The organism is Aquaspirillum sp., assembly GCF_055136605.1.
Window position 1 is genome coordinate 1 of record NZ_JBSQVP010000005.1, and the last position, 19,143, is coordinate 19,143.

Annotated in this window: 17 protein-coding genes; 8 read left to right on the forward strand and 9 right to left on the reverse strand. The window is 48.9% G+C overall.

All coding sequences use genetic code 11. The annotated features are described in order from the left end of the window. Positions 1-222, reverse strand: a 222-nt coding sequence (locus tag ACTBZS_RS01795) for a hypothetical protein (protein WP_463043101.1), incomplete at its 3' end; no start/stop codon positions are given. A 350-nt stretch (positions 223-572) separates the two neighbouring features. Between ACTBZS_RS01795 and mutS the strand changes: the two genes are divergently transcribed. Genes mutS through aauR form a run of 3 tightly spaced genes read left to right on the forward strand, consistent with a single transcriptional unit; the run spans position 573 to position 4,499 of the window. Beyond that, entirely contained in the window at positions 573-3,032 is a 2,460-nt protein-coding gene (mutS, locus tag ACTBZS_RS01800) for a DNA mismatch repair protein MutS (RefSeq protein ID WP_463043102.1), read from the forward strand. Beyond that, positions 3,029-3,166: a hypothetical protein gene (locus tag ACTBZS_RS01805; RefSeq protein WP_463043103.1), complete on the forward strand. Its 138-nt coding sequence runs from the start codon at positions 3,029-3,031 to the stop codon at positions 3,164-3,166. Before mutS ends, ACTBZS_RS01805 begins: the two co-directional genes overlap by 4 nt. Further along, entirely contained in the window at positions 3,159-4,499 is a 1,341-nt protein-coding gene (aauR, locus tag ACTBZS_RS01810; RefSeq protein ID WP_460430588.1) for a two-component response regulator AauR, read from the forward strand. The genes ACTBZS_RS01805 and aauR overlap by 8 nt, the downstream gene beginning before the upstream one ends. On the opposite strand, the gene rlmH is transcribed toward aauR, so the two are convergent. The 4 genes from rlmH to ACTBZS_RS01830 are packed head-to-tail and all read right to left on the reverse strand — an operon-like array spanning position 4,500 to position 6,889. Then, positions 4,500-4,970 (reverse strand): 23S rRNA (pseudouridine(1915)-N(3))-methyltransferase RlmH, encoded by a 471-nt coding sequence (gene rlmH / locus ACTBZS_RS01815; RefSeq protein WP_460430589.1) that lies wholly within the window; start codon positions 4,968-4,970, stop codon positions 4,500-4,502. It abuts the gene before it with no gap. A 14-nt stretch (positions 4,971-4,984) separates the two neighbouring features. Further along, positions 4,985-5,353: a ribosome silencing factor gene (gene rsfS / locus ACTBZS_RS01820; RefSeq protein WP_460430590.1), complete on the reverse strand. Its 369-nt coding sequence runs from the start codon at positions 5,351-5,353 to the stop codon at positions 4,985-4,987. Continuing rightward, positions 5,350-6,000, reverse strand: coding sequence for a nicotinate-nucleotide adenylyltransferase (gene nadD / locus ACTBZS_RS01825; RefSeq protein ID WP_463043104.1), 651 nt, complete (start codon positions 5,998-6,000; stop codon positions 5,350-5,352). Before nadD ends, rsfS begins: the two co-directional genes overlap by 4 nt. Before the next feature lie 22 nt (positions 6,001-6,022). After that, on the reverse strand, positions 6,023-6,889 hold the full coding sequence (locus ACTBZS_RS01830) for an MBL fold metallo-hydrolase (protein ID WP_463043105.1): 867 nt from the start codon (positions 6,887-6,889) through the stop codon (positions 6,023-6,025). Between the two features lie 131 nt (positions 6,890-7,020). Between ACTBZS_RS01830 and ACTBZS_RS01835 the strand changes: the two genes are divergently transcribed. Genes ACTBZS_RS01835 through ACTBZS_RS01850 form a run of 4 tightly spaced genes read left to right on the forward strand, consistent with a single transcriptional unit; the run spans position 7,021 to position 9,927 of the window. Beyond that, positions 7,021-7,383 carry a metalloregulator ArsR/SmtB family transcription factor gene (locus tag ACTBZS_RS01835; RefSeq protein ID WP_460430593.1) on the forward strand — a complete coding sequence of 121 codons (363 nt, stop codon included), beginning with the start codon at positions 7,021-7,023 and terminating at the stop codon, positions 7,381-7,383. Next, positions 7,380-7,814, forward strand: a complete 435-nt coding sequence (locus tag ACTBZS_RS01840; RefSeq protein ID WP_463043106.1) for a YeeE/YedE family protein — start codon at positions 7,380-7,382, stop codon at positions 7,812-7,814. Before ACTBZS_RS01835 ends, ACTBZS_RS01840 begins: the two co-directional genes overlap by 4 nt. Beyond that, positions 7,811-8,230 carry a DUF6691 family protein gene (locus tag ACTBZS_RS01845; protein WP_460430595.1) on the forward strand — a complete coding sequence of 140 codons (420 nt, stop codon included), beginning with the start codon at positions 7,811-7,813 and terminating at the stop codon, positions 8,228-8,230. Before ACTBZS_RS01840 ends, ACTBZS_RS01845 begins: the two co-directional genes overlap by 4 nt. Next, complete coding sequence (locus ACTBZS_RS01850; protein ID WP_463043107.1) at positions 8,230-9,927, forward strand: SulP family inorganic anion transporter; 1,698 nt, start codon at positions 8,230-8,232, stop codon at positions 9,925-9,927. Before ACTBZS_RS01845 ends, ACTBZS_RS01850 begins: the two co-directional genes overlap by 1 nt. A 60-nt stretch (positions 9,928-9,987) precedes the next feature. On the opposite strand, the gene ACTBZS_RS01855 is transcribed toward ACTBZS_RS01850, so the two are convergent. The 3 genes from ACTBZS_RS01855 to aroG all read right to left on the reverse strand — a co-directional run bounded on the left by ACTBZS_RS01855 (position 9,988) and on the right by aroG (position 12,568). Then, positions 9,988-10,542: a hypothetical protein gene (locus ACTBZS_RS01855; protein ID WP_463043109.1), complete on the reverse strand. Its 555-nt coding sequence runs from the start codon at positions 10,540-10,542 to the stop codon at positions 9,988-9,990. A gap of 65 nt (positions 10,543-10,607) precedes the next feature. Then, a complete protein-coding gene (locus ACTBZS_RS01860) occupies positions 10,608-11,366 on the reverse strand; it encodes a restriction endonuclease (protein WP_463043110.1) in 759 nt (252 codons plus the stop codon). Between the two features lie 122 nt (positions 11,367-11,488). Beyond that, positions 11,489-12,568 carry a 3-deoxy-7-phosphoheptulonate synthase AroG gene (gene aroG, locus ACTBZS_RS01865; protein WP_463043111.1) on the reverse strand — a complete coding sequence of 360 codons (1,080 nt, stop codon included), beginning with the start codon at positions 12,566-12,568 and terminating at the stop codon, positions 11,489-11,491. Between the two features lie 158 nt (positions 12,569-12,726). On the opposite strand from aroG, the gene metH reads away from it, so the two are divergent. Further along, complete coding sequence (gene metH, locus ACTBZS_RS01870) at positions 12,727-16,455, forward strand: methionine synthase (protein WP_463043112.1); 3,729 nt, start codon at positions 12,727-12,729, stop codon at positions 16,453-16,455. Between the two features lie 59 nt (positions 16,456-16,514). On the opposite strand, the gene ACTBZS_RS01875 is transcribed toward metH, so the two are convergent. Beyond that, the gene (locus ACTBZS_RS01875) at positions 16,515-19,115 is read right to left on the reverse strand and encodes a calcium-binding protein (RefSeq protein WP_463043113.1); all 2,601 of its coding nucleotides are present in this window, start codon (positions 19,113-19,115) and stop codon (positions 16,515-16,517) included. Between the last annotated feature and the right edge of the window lie 28 nt (positions 19,116-19,143).

Genomic DNA, 19,143 nt, shown 5'->3' on the forward strand with positions numbered 1-19,143 from the left:
TGAGCCAATATAAACACCATCGCATTTGCTGAAACCGTTGGTGAGTTTTTGCAGATCAAACCCCGATAACCAACGCTGCGGTTTGTTCGTATAACGTCGCAAGCTTCGATACTGCGTTTCGTTGCAAAAATTCCAAACCGTGTTCACATCACGCGCCATCGCCAGCAACGCTTTCGCGTGCTTGTCTTTGATGCGTAGTTTCAGTGTTTTGACGGTTTCCATGACAGAATTATAGCAAGCTGTTGTGATGAGCTGATTGATATTCAGAGATTAACAAACAATCCCACTAGGCCGCTTTCAGCGTCCGCGCTCTTGACCTCGGACTGAACCCCTAGGCTTTCCGCGCATTGGGTAAACGCGATGCAGGTGCCGCAACAAGGTCCAAACACAAGGCAATGTTGGCTGTGCGCCGTAAAATCAATCTAGGACAAAAAATCGTTATCGCTGCATTGTCGCAGGTTGATAGGCAAAAACGGCATAGAATACACTGCACTGCCCGAGCCAATTTCTAGTTTTATCAAATAGAAAAAAGGCTTTTCTATGTCTTTATTATTGATTGCCCTCACTCAACGATGACGCCAACTTCCGCCCCCAAGTCAGAACAACATACCCCGATGATGCAGCAATACCTGCGTTTGAAAGCCGACCATCCGGATAAATTGTTGTTTTATCGGATGGGGGATTTTTATGAAGTTTTTTATGATGATGCCGAGCGGGCTGCACGGCTATTAGACATTACCCTAACCTGTCGTGGTCAATCGGCAGGTCAGCCGGTGCCGATGGCGGGCGTACCCTTTCATGCTCTAGAACAGTATTTGGCCAAGTTGGTCAAATTGGGCGAATCGGTGGCGATTTGTGAGCAAATCGGCGATCCAGCGACCAGCAAAGGGCCGGTTGAACGTAAGGTCATGCGCGTGGTGACACCGGGGACGTTGACTGATGCAGCTTTATTGGATGACAAGCAAGACAGTTTGATTGTGGCAATTCATCTGTTGCGCGGTAAATTGGGTTTGGCGTGGATGAATCTGGCCAGCGGCAGTTTTCGTGTTTTAGAAACAGATAGCCAACATTTAGCCGCTGAGCTGGAGCGATTGCGGCCGGCAGAGTTATTGTTGGCAGAAGATTTCACACCGGCTGTTCTACAACAATGGCGACAGCCTATTAAGCGCATTGCACCGTGGCAATTTGATCTTGACAGCGCGTTAGCGGCTTTAACCCAGCATTTTGCAACACAAGATCTCAGTGGCTTTGGTGCACAGCATTTAACCGCTGCCCTCGGCGCGGCAGGGGCGTTATTTCACTATGTTAAACAAACTCAAAACGGTGCCCTGCCACATATCGACTCTTTAACCGTGGAATCGGTCTCCGCTTATATTCAAATGGACGCCGCCACCCGCCGTAATTTAGAACTTACCGAAACCTTGCGCGGAGAGCGTGCACCCACGCTGTTTTCAGTATTAGACCAATGCGCAACGGGGATGGGCAGCCGTTTATTGCGCTATTGGCTACATCATCCGCTGCGTGACCATGATCACCTGCGGCAACGACAACAGGCGGTTGCTGAGTTAATGCCCTTGTCGGCGCAAGTGGCTGAAGGATTGCAAGGTATTGCAGATATCGAGCGCATTACCGCTCGTATTGCTTTACGCAGTGCGCGCCCGCGTGATCTCGCCAGTTTGCGCCACAGCCTACAGCGACTGCCTGCGTTAGCCACATCTTTAGCGACAGTGACCAGTCCATTATTGCAACATTGCCGACGACAACTGCCGACAGTTGACTGTCCGGTTGCTACGTTATTGGCCTGTGCCATCTTGCCAGAACCGGCCGCGTTGGTGCGTGAAGGGGGAGTGATTGCAGAAGGCTACGCGGCGGAGTTAGATGAACTACGCAATATCGAGCACCACGGTGGCGAATTTCTCGCTGAACTCGAAGAACGAGAACGTAGCCGCACCGGCATTTCCACTCTCAAAGTGGAATACAACCGTGTGCACGGTTTTTATATTGAAGTCAGTCGGGCCCAAGCAGATAAAGTACCGGCGGAATATCGTCGCCGCCAGACTCTGAAAAATGCTGAGCGTTATATCACGCCCGAGCTTAAAGCCTTCGAGGACAAAGCCCTTTTTGCTCGTGATCGCGCATTGGCCTTGGAAAAACAGCTGTATGAACAGCTGCTCGACCAATTGATGACACACCTTGAATCCCTCAAGGCGCTAGCCCAAGCTGTGGCGGCACTGGATGTATTGAACACCCTCGCACAACTGGCACAGCAACAGCATTATGTTTGCCCTGAGTTTGTCCCCTATGCTTGCCTTGCCCTGCGCGCAGGGCGGCATCCCGTGGTAGAGGCACAAGTCTCACAATTTGTCCCGAATGACTGTGACTTACATGCAGGCCGCAAACTGTTGTTAGTCACTGGCCCTAATATGGGAGGGAAATCAACGTATATGCGGCAAGTGGCCTTGATTGTGTTATTGGCCCATATCGGCAGCTTTGTCCCTGCCGAGGCAGCCGTGATTGGCCGTGTTGAGCGGATTTTTACGCGGATTGGGGCATCGGATGATCTTGCCGGTGGGCGTTCCACTTTTATGGTCGAGATGACAGAAACCGCCAACATTCTCCACAATGCCGATGAGTGGAGCTTGGTGTTAATGGATGAGGTGGGACGTGGTACATCAACCTTTGATGGCTTGGCATTGGCGTGGGCGATTGCTCGCGCTTTGATTGAACATAATCGCGCTTATACCTTATTTGCCACCCATTATTTTGAATTGACGCGCTTGGCGGCAGCGTATCCGATGGTGGCAAATGTCCATTTAGCGGCGTTAGAACACAAAGACAAAATCGTCTTTTTGCATCATGTAAAAGAAGGCCCCGCCAGTCGCAGCTATGGCTTGCAAGTGGCCAGTTTGGCCGGTGTGCCCGCCAGCGTGATTCGACAGGCACGGCGGAAACTGGCTGAACTAGAAAGCCAGACTGTGCCAGCGGCCACTGACGATTTATTTACGGCCCCCCGCCTCCGAGCCCACCCGTGATCGAACCCCATCCGGTTGTTGCGCAACTGCGCCAACTTGACCCCAATGAACTGACGCCACGCGCTGCAATGGACTTGTTATATCAACTGGTACAAGCTGCACATACTCAACAAGGGGACATTCAAGATGTATGACAATATCGCGGCGCCGCTATCGGTGTTGATTGTCGAAGACGATCCCCATGTGCTATTGGGTTGTCAGCAAGCGTTAGCATTGGAGGATATTCCCAGTGAAGGCGTGACCACAGCAGAAGCGGCATTAGCCAAAATCGCAGAGGATTTTGCTGGGATTGTGATTAGCGATATTCGCCTACCGGGGATGGATGGTCTTGGCCTGTTGTCGGCACTTAAACAGAAAGATGCTACTTTGCCGGTGGTGTTAATCACGGGTCATGGTGATATCTCAATGGCGGTGCGGGCAATGCGCGAAGGGGCATACGACTTTATGGAAAAGCCGTTTTCCCCTGAACGCTTGGTTGAAGTCAGTCGCCGTGCGCTCGAACAGCGCAGCTTGGCACGCGAAGTGTCGTCGTTACGGCGGCAGTTGGCTGGCCGGCAAGCGCTGGAAGCCCGCATTATTGGCCGTTCGGCGGCCATGCATCGGTTGCGCGAATTGATTAGCAATGTGGCGGATACTTCGGCCAATGTGCTCATTGAAGGTGAAACCGGCACTGGCAAAGAATTGGTTGCCCGTTGTTTGCACGATTTTAGCCGCCGTCAACAACGTGCATTTGTCGCGCTCAACTGTGGTGGGTTGCCGGAAAATTTGTTTGAAAGCGAAATTTTCGGTCACGAAGCCCATGCGTTTACTGGTGCGGGTAAACGGCGAATCGGCAAAATTGAACATGCCCATCAGGGAACCTTGTTTCTTGATGAGGTAGAAAGTATGCCGATCAGTTTGCAGATTAAACTGTTGCGGGTGTTACAAGAACACAGTGTGGAACGGTTGGGCAGTAATCAACCGATTGCGGTCGATTGTCGGGTGATTGCTGCGACTAAGGCAGATTTGGCAGAACAAGGGCGCGAGGGCCGTTTTCGCAGCGATTTGTACTATCGCTTAAATGTGGTGACCTTAGAGCTGCCTCCGTTGCGCGAGCGTCGCGAAGACATTCCACTGTTATTTGAGCATTTTTTACAGCAATCTTCGCTGCGTTTCGACCGACCTGTTCCCACGCTCGACCGCAGCACGGTATCCAGCTTGATGGCACATGATTGGCCGGGGAATGTACGCGAATTGCGAAATGTGGCTGAGCGTTTTGCCTTGGGTTTGCCCATTTTTAAGAAAAGCGTGCCCGATGGCTCGGGCCCTTCGTTTGCTGAGGCAGTGGAGGCGTTTGAGCGCACTTTGTTAAAAGAGGCTTTAGAACGGCATAACGGAAATCTTAGCCAAACCAGTGTCGCGCTAGGGATGGCTAAGACCACTTTATTCGACAAAGTGAAAAAATACGGCTTGGGCAACCAAGCCTAGCTATTCACGATGGTAGGGGTGATTATTCAGAATCGAAACAGCGCGATACAGCTGTTCAGCTAACAACACCCGCACCATGCCATGAGGCAAAGTCAGGGCAGACAACTGCAACAAAACATCCGCCCGTGCTTTCAGATCAGGATGTAAGCCGTCGGCACCACCGATCACAAAGGTGACATCGTCCCCCTCTTGTTGCCAGCGTGCGAGTGCTTGTGACAGCTGTTTACTGGTCCACTGATGACCGCGTTCATCCAATACCACCAGCTTGTTGCGGGCAGGTAGGGCGGCGCAAAGCCGCGCATGTTCTGCCGCAATGCCTTTTTCTGCGGTGACACCGCCACCGCGTTTTTCTGGCTTGATTTCTTGCAGTTGCAATGCCACATCACGCGGCAGCCGCTTGGCGTAGTCTTGATAGGCTTCGTCTACCCAACGCGGCATTTTGCTACCCACAGCTAATAGGGTAATTCTCACCGATTACGCGCCGTTTAGACTGCCTGCCAAGGCTTCCCACCGGCGGGATTGAACACCGGTTTTTGACCGCCCCATAAGGCTTCTAAGTCGTAGTAATCGCGTACTGCAGGCAACATCACATGCACCACCACTTCACCTGCATCGACCAATACCCACTCGCCGTACTCTTCGCCTTCAGTACCCACCAGATCGACACCGGCTTCTTTCAATTTGGCTTCAACGCTACGGGCAAGGGCTTTAACTTGGCGGTTGGAATCACCAGTCGCCACTACCAAACGTTGGAACAACGAGGTCAGTTCGCTGGTATCGAGATTAACAATTTCTTTGCCTTTGATGTCTTCAAGGGCTTCAACGGCCAATGCCGCAATTTCTTCTGTGTTCATTGAGTCTTTTTGCAATGCAGATAAGTCATTAAGGGCTCACGCACAGCGGGGGGTAATAAGGCACTGACATCCTCGTTGGCCTGTAATTTGGCACGAATCTGGGTGGCTGATACATCTAACGGTGCGAGAGACAAGGTGCGGATTGTACCTGCCGCGCTTTGTTTTGCAAAATCATCGGCTTGTCGAGTTTGCCAGAAATGTTGCACCTCGGGGGCTAAATCTGCCATCGCAAAGCCCGGTCGCGTAGCAACAACCAGATGGGCTAAGGCAAACAACTGTTGCCACTCGCGCCAAGTATGCAGCTGCAATAACGAATCGCCACCAATCAACAGATAAAGTGGCCGTGTTGGGCCAATTTGTTGGCGTATCTCGCGCAAGGTATCGACGGTATAGCAATAGCCGTGGCGACGCACTTCGCGTTCATCGGCGACTAAGCCTGTGTGATCGCGTACTGCAGCCTGTACCAAGGCCAGCCGCACCGTGGCCGGTAGATAAGGGCGCTGACGGTGGGGTGGTTCGCCAGTGGGAATCAAGCGAACCTCATGCAAGCCCAGTTCATCGCGAAAAGCACAGGCAAGCCGCAGGTGTCCAATATGAATTGGGTCGAATGTCCCACCAAATACACCAATCGCAGAAGAATTATTCATTCCGCGAGTGTAAAACAGCCAGTTAAATCAGGTTAAGCGGAATTTGCAAATAGGCGGTGCCATTGGCTTTTGCTTTTGGTAGGTGACCACCTCGGACATTGACTTGGATCGAGGGCAGTAACAGATTTGGCACAGCCAGTTGTGCATCTCGTGCTTGGCGACGGGCAATAAAATCGGCTTCGCTGGTCTCGGCTCGTAGGTGAATGTTGTGCTGTTTTTCTTCTGTCAGCGTTGTCACGGCCTGCACTTGCTGACGCGAGGCCGGTGGATAATCGTGGCACATAAATACCCGTGTGCTATCCGGCAGCGAATAGAGCCGTTGGATTGAACGGTAGAGTGTGGCGGCATCGCCCCCCGGAAAATCACAACGTGCCGTGCCGACATCGGGCATAAACAAGGTGTCTCCGACAAATAAGGCATCCCCGATTAAATAGGCTATATCGGCTGGAGTATGGCCTGGCACGTGTAATGCTTGGCCTTGCAATAAACCTATGTCAAAGGTCTCGCCATCGGCAAAAAGATGGTCAAAACTGATGCCTTTTTCCATTTCTTCTGTAGGAATATCAAATACTTTGCCAAAATAAGATTGTACGGTTGAAATATGCTCACCAATGGCTACCGTTCCCCCCTGTTTTTGCTTCAAAATCTGTGCCCCCGACAAATGGTCGGCGTGAGCGTGGGTTTCCAAAATCCACACCAGTTCTAATTGCTGTTCACGTAAAAACGAGATGGTCAGCTCAAGTTGTTGGGTATGGGTACGACCACTGTTGGCTTCGTAATCCAACACTGGGTCGATAACCGCCGCTTTGCCCTGTGGATGATCGTAGACAATGTGGGTGAAGGTGCTGGTTGGCTCATGGAACAGGCTGTGAACATGAACTTGATTCATAAATGGCCTCTTTGATTCATTTTTTTGAAAAGGAAACGCAATTTCTACTTGCAATCAATTTATAAAAAAATATAATGTATTTCAACCAAAAAAGCTCAATGAGCAAAAAATTATTTGAGGAAACCCATCACATGGATACCCCTGTGCTTGATTCCGTCTCAACATCGGCCGCAACAGAATTGCCTGCCGATGCCTTGGAGATGCTACGCAACAATGCCAACGAAGCGGCGTGCTTGTTAAAAGGTTTAGCCAACCGTGACCGTTTGATGTTGTTGTGCCAATTGGTGACCGGTGAAAAAACCGTCAGTGAATTAGAGCGTTTAACGGGGATTCGCCAACCCAGTTTGTCGCAACAGCTCGGCGTGTTGCGTAACGAAGGTTTGGTACACACCCGCCGCGATGGCAAATGGATTTACTACCGCTTGGAAAGTGAAAAAGTCCAAGCGATTTTACAAACCCTGTATCAAATTTATTGTGGAGGCGAACACCCATGATTGCATGGTCATCGTTTACTCCGCTATCGGCCTTGGCTGGTGGCGTACTGATTGGCGTGGCAGCGGCGCTGTTATTGGCGTTCAATGGTCGTATTGCGGGGATCAGTGGCCTGCTCGGTGGCCTGTTGGAAGGTGCCGAGGGCAAGGGTGAACGATTGGCCTTTATTGCAGGCATTGTGGGTGCGCCCCTGTTGTGGTGGGTGGTGCAAGGCGAGTTTCCGCACAGCGAGGTCACCCATAACACCGTGTTATTGGTGCTCGCGGGTGTGGCAGTAGGGCTCGGTACGCGCTATGCCTCGGGGTGTACCAGTGGTCATGGCGTGTGTGGTTTATCGCGTCTCTCGTTGCGTTCACTGGTCGCCACACTGAGTTTTATGCTCACCGGCTTTGCCACCGTGTATGTCGTGCGTCACCTCTTGGGGACAGTATGAAACTGCTGACAGCTTTGTTATCTGGCGTGGTGTTTGGTCTCGGTTTAATTGTGGCTGGCATGGCCAATCCAGCAAAAGTATTGGGGTTTTTGGATGTGGCTGGTACATGGGACCCCAGCCTTGCTTTAGTGATGGCAGGCGCCATTGCAGTTGGTTTGGTCAGTTTTCGTTTGTTACAACACCGCAAAACCAGCTTGTTGCAATGCCCCATGCAGCTACCCACGGCAACACAACTCACGCCACGTTTAATTGGCGGCAGTCTGTTGTTTGGCATTGGCTGGGGATTGGCCGGCATTTGTCCGGGGCCTAGCTTAGTGTTATTGGGCACTGGCGCATGGCAAGGTGTGGTCTTCGTGGCTGCGATGGTGACCGGCATGTTGGCTTTTGCCGTTATCGAGCGGATGCGGACAGCTTAATGTGTTTGCCGACTTGGTTACGCCACTATCAATCCACTTGGTGGGTGGGAGACCTTAGCGCGGGGGTGGTGGTTGCCTTGTTGCTGGTGCCGCAGGGGTTGGCGTATGCAATGTTGGCCGGTTTACCACCGGCAACGGGTTTATACGCCAGCGTGATTCCCTTGGTTGCCTATGCCTTACTCGGTAGCAGTCGGCAACAATCGGTTGGCCCGATGGCAGTAACCGCTTTGATGACTGGGGCGGCGATTGCGCCCTTTGCCCATGCGGGCAGTGTGCAAGCGGTGCATTATGCATTGGCGTTAGCGTTGTTATCTGGGCTGTTTTTGCTGGGATTTGCTGTCTTAAAAATGGGCTGGCTGGCGCATTACCTCAGCCAACCCGTCATTACCGGTTTTACCGCTGGTTCGGTGGTGTTGATTATTTTATCGCAATTGCCGCCACTGTTTGGTGTGGATAGTGGTGGACGTTCTTTTTTAGTACAAGTCCCACATCTGATCCACGCGCTACCACACACCCACGGCCCCACGCTGTGGCTATCGGTAGCCAGTTTGCTATTTCTTTGGTGGTCGCGTGGTTTTCTCAGCGCCAGCTTACAACGACTCGGTATAGCGGCTTTTTGGGCCAACCTTGCCACCCGCCTTGCCCCTGCGGTTTGGGTGGTATTGGCATTGGCGGCAACGGCGTATTGGCGTTTAGATTGGCGTTGGGGCTGGCATACAATTGGTGTTGTTCCCAGTGGATTACCTACTTGGTCATGGCCAGATTTAACTTGGCGGGAATGGCAAACCATGTTTGTCCCTGCGCTGTTATTGGGCCTGATGAATTTTGTGCAAAGTATTTCGGTGGCACAGTCGTTGGCATTACGGCGTGGAGAACGGATTGAGGCCAACTGTGAATTGGCTGGCTTGGGCTTGGCCAATGTTGCCGCAGGGCTCAGCAGCGGAATGCCCGTCACCGGTGGTTTATCACGTTCAGCGGTGAATGCTGCTGCTGGCGCCAACACGCAAATGTCGTCAGTGATCACCGCGTTGTTGCTGCTGCCGGTGTTGTTATTTGCCAGTGATGTGCTGCAATTTCTACCGCAAGCGGTGTTAGCTGCCACGATTGTGATAGCGGTATCGAGTATGTTTGGTTGGTCTGAGATGCGGCAAATTTGGCGTTATGACCGTGCCGATGGTTTAGCCATGCTGTTCACGTTTTTTACGGTGGTGTTAGCCGGTGTGGCCGAGGGCATTATGGTTGGGATGGCGTGTTCCTTGGCATTTTTGGTTTGGCGTAGTAGCCATCCTCATATCGCTGAACTGGGCCGTTTGCCCAATACTCAACACTATCGCAACGTCCTACGCTATCCAGAAGTCGAGCGTTTGCCGGGGGTGATGTTGTTGCGAGTGGATGAGAGTTTTTATTTTGCCAATGTGCAATTTATTGAAGACAACATCAACCGTCGTATACAACAACAGCCTGAGGTGAAACATTTGGTGTTGGTGCTGTCAGCCGTCAACAGCATTGATGCAAGTGCTTTTGCGTGCTTGCTGCAATGGCAACAACAGTTACAAACACAAGGCATTACTCTACACCTTGCCGAGGTCAAAGGCCCCGTCTACGACCGCCTGCAGCAAAACGACTTCCTCACCCGCTTCCAAGGTCAAATCTTCCTCAGTACGCATCAGGTGAGTGAGTTTTTTCGTATGGGTTAACTATTTGTGAAGGCAAGTGCAGGAATCACAGCAGACAAGCAGCCCTATTAAATTAACTCTTTAGGCATTGACTCGTGAGGCTGTAAAGCGAAAGATTCGGGAGTCATTCGGATTGCCTGGATGATAGAGGCCGTCTAATCGTTCTTTGTGTTTGGAAAACTGAAGCACACCAACTTCCGCATCGCTTGTGTTTAACTCCACTGCGAACCAGTAACGTAAGCCCTCAACGCGATATAGTTTAGCTGTCCAAATTGATTTAACTCTCCCATCATTATCGTATGAGCGCCCTGTGATTACCGTGTGAAAGAGGCTCTGTGAAATTTCGAATTCTTCTTTTGCAGAGTATTCAAATATATCCGTAGATACTTCAAGCTCAGATGCTCCCTGCCAAGTACCACCTATATATGATTGACCAAGAAGTAGTCGAACTATTGGCCCCCAATATAAAAAAGCCAGAAACAGAACAGCTGTTGAAGTCATCTGTGCAATCTTAATGAGAGCTAGCAAGCTACTTGTGGCAGATATAGGATTCAGGACTTCAATAGTGTGATATGCGATTAGAGAAACCGCTAGAGCAAGAAGAAGAGCTAGTTTAATTCTGTTTTCGGAGGGCATCCGTATACCCTTTGTTAATGTTTGAGCCTATTAATCTGTACAGTTATTTCTGGGGAGATGATGAATTAGTCTTTCTGGTAGTCATTTAACCACCTTACGATTTCATTGTAATCAGCAAGTGTCATATCCCATTTACTGGCAGCTTCGTTTTCCAAAAAACTCTTAGCCCCTGCTGTAAAAGTTGATGTTGTAGCTAGAATTGTCTTGTTTGGGCCGTCCTTTGTGTTCATTACGCCATACAGTGCTCGGACAATTTCAACTCCCACCTTGTTGTGTTCTGAGTAGTGCTTGCACTCGATGAAGTACTTGCTTTGAATCCCAAGTCTATCGGTATGAACGGCGATAATATCCTTCCCTCCATCGCGGGTTCTTTTCGTTAAATCAACAATGAATCCCTTTGCACGAAATACTTCCGCGATTACCTGTTCAAACTGTTGCGGTAAAAGATCGCGTAGTGAATCTGGGCAGTTCTTTAGGGCGAGCACCAGTTCAGGGATTGATTCGTGGAATTCAAGTGCATACTCTGCGTTATAGATCTCGCATAAATATTCGAATACTGGCTCTCCAACTGTTTGTGCGCCTGACGAGTTATTTAAGATAAAGTTAAGGCAATCAACGGGATATTCCGAAGCTTCAAAGGCCAGGGAAATCTGTTGAGCACACTTGGGGCACTCGAACTCGTAGGTTATTCCGTAAATACTTTCTAACCCCATCGAGCGCTCAGAGCTTCCAATGCAGTCTATCTCGAAATCATCAACTGGGAGATCTTCACTCTTACCGCACGTGGAGCATGTATATTGAATGTTTCCTGAAAACTGCCACACGTTAAAGCTCTCTGTGAGACTTAATTAATATCTTGATGCTCAAGCCATGTTTATTAGGTGGGTGAATTTTTTCATTTAGGCCAACCCCCCCCTCATACCGAGGGGGAGACAGCAGGCAGCGATTAAACAGCTGATTGTTGCCGGCGGCCACGGACACCTTCGGCCAGCATGGTCAATAAATCCACCGTATCCGCCCAACCGATGCAGGCATCGGTGATGGATTGACCGTATTTCAGGGTTTTTGGATCACAACCCGCTTTCAAATCTTGACGGCCTTCATTGAGATGACTTTCAACCATCACGCCAAAAATATGCTGATCGCCAGCGGCTAACTGTGCTGCGACATCTTGTGCCACTTCCATTTGCCGTTTGTAATCCTTACGACTGTTGGCATGACTAAAATCGACCATCAGTTTTTGTGGCAGACCAACAGCAGCCAATTCAGCTGCCGCAGCGCGTACATGTTCGGCTGAATAGTTTGGCTCTTTACCACCACGCAAAATCACATGGCAATCGGGGTTGCCGCCGGTGCCCACGATAGCGGAATGGCCAGATTTGGTAACGGATAAGAAATGGTGTGGCTGACTGGCCGAGCGAATCGCATCCACGGCAATACGTAAATTGCCATCAGTGCCATTCTTGAAGCCAACAGGACAGGACAAACCAGATGCCAACTCACGGTGGACCTGCGATTCGGTTGTGCGTGCACCAATCGCGCCCCAAGAAATCAGATCAGCAATATATTGTGGCGTGATCATATCGAGGTATTCGGTTGCAGCAGGGATACCACGGTTGTTCAACTCCAACAACAAACGGCGCGCCATGCGTAAACCGGCATTGATGTCGTAAGACTCATCAAGATGGGGGTCGTTGATCAACCCTTTCCAACCGACAGTGGTACGCGGTTTTTCAAAATACACCCGCATCACCACCAATAATTCGTTTTGATGCTGTTCACGCAATTCAGCCAAACGGCTTGCATATTCCAAGGCGGCGTTAGGATCGTGAATAGAGCAAGGCCCAATCACCACCAACAAACGGTCATCTTCGCCACGCAATAAACGAGCAATATCCGTCCGAGTGGCGTACACCAATTCAGCGGCCGAATCGGTGATTGGCAGTTCGTAGATATGGGCAATCGGAGGAAGAAGTTCTTTAATCTCGCGGATTCTTACATCATCAGTCTGGCGCTGCATCATCATGCTCTTTGAGAGTTTTGCAAAGCAACAAGACTAGCGCGGATTGCGCGCTGACGTAAACCCATACGCAACGATTTCTGGTGCAATTCGCTTAAAAAAGAGCTTTTGCCACAATCGGGTTAAAATCATCACTTTTCTTCGACTGTCGCAAGGAAGCTCGCATGCCCCCCTCACGTCTCGCCACTCTGACTCAGCTGTTAGCACACCACATCCTCATTCTTGATGGTGGTATGGGCACGATGATCCAACGTCATCACTTGGAAGAAGCAGATTATCGCGGAGAGCGGTTTAAAGATTGGCATTGTGATGTGAAGGGTAACAATGATTTGTTAGTGCTCACTCGCCCTGACATCATCGGTGGGATTCATCAGGCGTATCTTGATGCCGGTGCTGACATCATCGAGACCAATACCTTCAACGCCACCTCAATCGCTATGGCCGATTATGAGATGGAAAGTTTGGTGTGGGAGATGAACTACGAAGCGGCCAAACTGGTAAAAGCGTTGTGTGTAGCAAAGACCGCACAACAGCCGACCAAACCCCGTTTTTGTGCTGGGGTGTTAGGGCCCACCAACCGCACCTGTTCTATCAGCCCAGATGTCAACGACCCGGGCTATCGTAATGTCAATTTTGATCAACTGGTCAGCAGCTATACCGAGGCTATCGATGGTTTGGTCAAAGGGGGTGCCGATATTCTGTTGGTCGAAACCATTTTCGACACCCTCAATGCCAAAGCAGCGGTGTTTGCGATTCATCAATATTTTGATCAACACCCCGAATGTGAACGGTTGCCGATGATGATTTCCGGCACCATCACCGACCAGTCTGGCCGTACCCTAACCGGACAAACGACCGAAGCGTTTTACAACAGTTTGCAACATGCTGACGCAATTAGCTTTGGTTTGAACTGTGCTTTAGGCCCCGATTTATTGCGCCCGTATGTTGAAGAAATGGCGCGGGTGTCGGCCACGTATGTCTCGGTACATGCCAATGCTGGTTTACCGAATGCGTTTGGTGGCTACGATCTCACCCCCGAAGCAATGGCGCCACAGGTGCGCGAGTGGGCAGAGTCGGGTTTGGTGAATATTGTCGGCGGTTGTTGTGGCACCACTCCCGAGCATATTGCTGCGATCTATCAGGCAGTCAAAGATCTTGCCCCACGCTCTTTGCCGGTTTTAGAAAAGAAATGCCGTCTAAGCGGTTTAGAGCCTTTCAACATTGGTGACCGTGATTTATTCGTCAACGTTGGCGAGCGGACGAATGTGACTGGTAGCCGCGCCTTTGCCAAACTGATTTTAAATGGCGACTACGCCACCGCCTTAGATGTCGCACGGCAACAAGTCGAAAACGGTGCCCAAATCATCGACATCAATATGGATGAAGGGATGCTTGATGCCCATGCGGCGATGGTGCGCTTTCTGAACTTGATTGCCGCTGAGCCGGACATCGCCCGCGTACCGATTATGATTGACTCCTCGAAGTGGGAGGTCATCGAAGCCGGTCTGAAATGTATTCAAGGCAAAGGGATCGTCAATTCCATTTCTTTGAAAGAAGGTAAAGACAAATTTGTTGAACAAGCGACCTTGATTCGCCGCTATGGGGCAGCGGTGATTGTGATGGCGTTCGATGAAAAGGGCCAAGCCGATACCTACGCCCGTAAAGTTGAGATTTGCGAAAAGAGTTACCGCATTTTGGTGGATGAAATCGGCTTTCCACCCGAAGACATTATTTTTGATCCGAACGTCTTTGCCGTTGCCACTGGCATCGACGAACACGCCCGCTATGGTTTGGACTTTATTGAGGCCACCGGCTGGATTAAAGACCATCTACCCCACGCAAAAATCTCGGGTGGGGTGTCCAATGTCTCGTTTAGCTTCCGTGGCAATAATAAAGTCCGCGAGGCAATTCACGCGGTCTTTCTGTATCACGCCATCAAACGCGGTATGACCATGGGCATTGTCAATGCCGGTGCGTTGGAAGTTTATGACGAGGTGGATGCAGAATTACGCGCCCGTATTGAAGATGTGGTGTTAATGCAATCCCCTGCCGATGGTTCAGATGCCACCGAGAATCTCATTACGCTGGCAGAAAAATTTAAGGGTGATGCGGTTACTGGCAAGGTAGGTGAGGATTTAGCATGGCGAGAATGGCCCGTTGAAAAGCGATTAGAACACGCGCTGGTCAAAGGCATCACCACCTACATTGAGCAAGATACCGAGGAAGTTCGCGCCAAGAGTGCTCGCCCAATTCATGTCATTGAAGGCCCGTTGATGGATGGCATGAATGTGGTGGGGGATTTGTTTGGTGCCGGCAAGATGTTTTTGCCGCAAGTAGTGAAGTCAGCCCGGGTGATGAAAGCCGCTGTGGCTTACCTTGAGCCTTTCATTGAAGAGGAAAAAATCCGGATGGGGCTACAAGATGCCCCAGCCAAAGGCACCATTATCATGGCCACGGTAAAAGGTGATGTGCACGATATTGGTAAGAATATCGTTGGTGTGGTGTTGCGCTGTAATAACTATAAGGTGATTGACTTGGGGGTGATGGTGCCCTGCCAAACGATCTTAGATGCTGCCCGTGAACACAAAGCCGATATTATCGGTTTATCGGGTTTGATTACCCCGAGTTTGGAAGAAATGAGCCATGTCGCCAAAGAGATGCAACGGCAGGGGTTTGATATTCCTTTATTGATTGGTGGCGCAACCACCAGCCGTGTTCACACTGCAGTGAAAATTGCCCCGCATTATCAAGGGCCAGTGGTGTATGTCCCCGACGCCAGCCGCGCAGTTGGCGTCTGTTCCAATTTATTATCCGATACGCTGCGCGATCCGTTTGTGCAGGAAGTTGCGGAAGATTATGCCAAGGCTCGCGCCATTTTTGAGGGCCGTGGTGATGCAAAACTGTTGCCGATTGCCGAGGCCCGACAACACCGCCACCGCATTGATTGGACGCAATACACGCCACCGGTGCCAACATGGTTAGGCGTACGTCGGTTTGAGCAATATGACTTGGCCGAGATTGCGCGCTATATCGATTGGACGCCCTTCTTCCAAAGCTGGGAGTTATACGGACGTTATCCAGCGATTTTACAAGATGAGGTGGTGGGTGAATCAGCACGGGCTTTGTGGGCAGATGCACAGGTCATGTTAGCGCGCATCATTGCCGAGAATTGGATTCAAGCCAGTGCTGTAATCGGCTTATTCCCTGCCAATAGCGTCAACCATGACGATATCGAAATCTACTCGCCTGAAGCACCGTCACAGCGTTTGATGACGTGGGTGGGGCTGCGACAACAGTTGGTAAAAACCGATAAAGCGGGGAAGGAAACCCCCGACTGGGCATTAGCTGACTTTATTGCACCGAAAGACAGTGGGGTGAATGACTATATCGGGGTGTTTGCCGTCACTGCTGGGTTAGGCATTGATGCCCATGTGGCACAGTTCGAGGCAGATAACGATGACTACTCCGCCATCCTGTTAAAGGCATTGGCCGACCGCTTTGCCGAGGCTTTCGCTGAATTGATGCACCACCGTGTACGTACCGAGTTCTGGGGCTATGCCACCAGTGAAGCTTTGGATAATGAGGCGCTGATTGATGAGAAATATCAAGGTATCCGTCCTGCCCCCGGCTATCCTGCCTGCCCTGACCATACGGTTAAACGTGAGTTGTTTGACTTACTTGACGCCCCAGCAATTGGGATGAGCCTCACCGAGGGATATGCCATGTTGCCAACGGCAGCGGTATCGGGGTTCTATTTTAGCCACCCTGATAGCCGCTACTTTGGGGTTGGCAAAATCAGTAAAGATCAGGTGGAAAGCTATGCGCAACGGCGTGGCGTAAGCATGGCACAAGCAGAACGGGATTTGGCGCCGAATTTGGGTTATACCCCATAACCATATCAAAACTGCAAAAAGCCAGCCTGAAAGAGTTGGCTTTTTGCTTTGTTATGGCATTAAGCAATAATGTTGAAATGAGATTCTGTTAGCACAGGGAAATTTTGGAAGGTACCAATTAAAATGGCCGGGATCGCTCCAGAGCCATCTTCATCATAAGACAAAGTCCCTCCTGCTATATCGTAGATAAGACGATGATTAACTGAACTTGCTGCAGTTCCATTAATAAACATCATTGGTGTCACTATACCAGTAGCACTAAAGCCATCAAACAATGCCATTGATAACTGAATGCTATCATCTAAAGCATTAAAATCAATGATGGTATCGGTTTCATTTGTAGATAAGGCAGAAAAATTTAAGACGAAAATATCTTTTCCATTTCCACCTGTCATTGTATCTGATCCAGGGCCGCCAATCAAAATATCATCTCCACTCCCTCCAACTAAACTATCGTCTCCCAAACTGCCTAGTAATGTATCATTTCCTGCACCACCATAAAGGGTATCGTTGCCACTGACTCCATCTATTAGATTTGCAAGAGCATCTCCCTGAATAATATCGTCACCAATTGTAGCAATTGCAATTCCATTAATGTTTAAAGCGTCATTTCCATATAAATCTTGGATGGCATCATTTTGAGCTCGATCATCTAAATCATTTCGATAACTTAATAGAACTGTTCCACCACTTAGCGCACTACTAAGTGCGATTTTTACTGTTTTATCCAGTGTGGTAACAGAAGCAATAGTGACTGGAGTTCCATCAACAGTAATGGTAAAGTTATTGATCGATGCTGTTCTTTTCGCTAGATTTTCGTCATATGTTAAAGTTATCGTTTTTCCGTCGCTTGAATTTTCTACTTTCAACAGTGTAGGTGGCGTATTATCAGCATTAATCAAGGTAGATTGATTGTTGACCTTGAAGGGGGTACTAATATCAATTGCATCATTACCTACTAAATCTTGAATAGCCGAGTTAGTTGCACTGCTGTCAATTGAAGGCGCTTTGTAGCTAATCCACACTGGCTCACTAGCCTTAATTGTCGTATCTACACTGACTTGAACTGTGTAACCAGAAATATCAACCTTAGTCGGTTGAATAGTGTTAATTAAACTGCCAACAGCAACGGAGAATGCCTCTTTACCTGCTGTTTTGCTGGCTAAAGACTCATTATAATAAAGAATAATACTCTTTCCATCGCTAGCGACTTCTGCAGATTGTAAAATAGGTGATTGAGTATCTACACCATTTACTGAATCAACAGGGGTATTCGGCAAGATATTTTGTGGTGTTGAAGCATTAATCAGTTTAGTTAAGTTAGACCCTGTATAAGCATCTTTAATCACTGTTGGATCACTGCCGAGTAAAGCATTTGGAATGCTGGTATAACCTGTTACTATAATTTTCGCTAGGGTTGAAAGATCACTCGCACTTGAAACCCGAGCATTCACATCAGCAACAATCTGTGCTAACGCATTTGCTTTTGCTGCTGAAAGAACCGTTCCAATTTCACCTGCAGACTTTTGTATCACTTGAGTAATAAAACCAATATCTGTCAGATTAGCATTTTGATTTAATAGTATGTCTGACAAAGCTTTAAAAACAGATGTAGTTCTATCTGATACTCCAAAACCAATAACAGCTGTTGTTTGTAAAACAAGATTCATTACTTGTACTGTTTTAGCATAGATTGAGAATGCTTGTTCTTGTTCTAGTTTTGGATCAGTTCCTTTTCCAAGAATTGTTACTGGATCATAGCTTAACAAATCAATAGCATGAGATATCCCTAATGCAGATTTAACTTTATCGATAGCATTCGCTAAATTATCATCATTCTTAGCAGCCAGTACCATATCAACCAATGTTGTTAAAGGTGTGACAATCGTGCTACCAATCGGTGCAGACAAAACGGCTTTAAATGGTTGGCCTGTCATAATTTCAAGACCACCTGAAACAACAATTTTTTGATTATTGATTAAACCCGTTAAAGGTAAAGTGATTTCACCGAAACTATTAGTCGCGTTACTCCATTCACCAGAATCTCTTACTCGATTATGGTTGTTATCAATAAAAACAGTAGCCCCTACCAAATAACCATCCGCCACTTTAATAGTCATGCCAGAGGTTTTAATATCTTGAGCAAAAAGATCTAGCCCTTTTTCTGCAGTTTGATATTTACCATTTGATAAAGAAATAGACTGTAGATAATTTTCTGTCATCTCCTTGACACTTGATAAATTAAGCAAAGAAGATTTGCTCATTCCCTTTAATTTATCCAGTAAAAACTGTGCTGCCTCTGCGCGATAAGTTAAGACTGTGGAGGGATCATCCTTACCCATCACATAGTACGTAAAGAGATTGCTCCAATCATCTTGGTTTTTCCCTAGTAAGCTATAAGCCTGATCTGCAACGTCTTTGACAGATAAATCTTGTCCTGTACCTTGTAGAACAACCTTTTTCAGTAAAGCATTCGTACCCAGAGACCTCGCCTGAGAAATCATATGGCTATCAATAAGCTTTTTTAATGCCAAGAAATCATTCTGCTGTGGGCCTAGTGTTGTTTGTAAGAAATTTAAATCACTTTCACTTGCTGCAGTACCTGTTGCTAGCACAAACACTTTTTGCAAAAGAACATCGAGGGGATTAAAAGAGGCCATGAGCGGGGCTCCACAGAGAAGGCTAGGT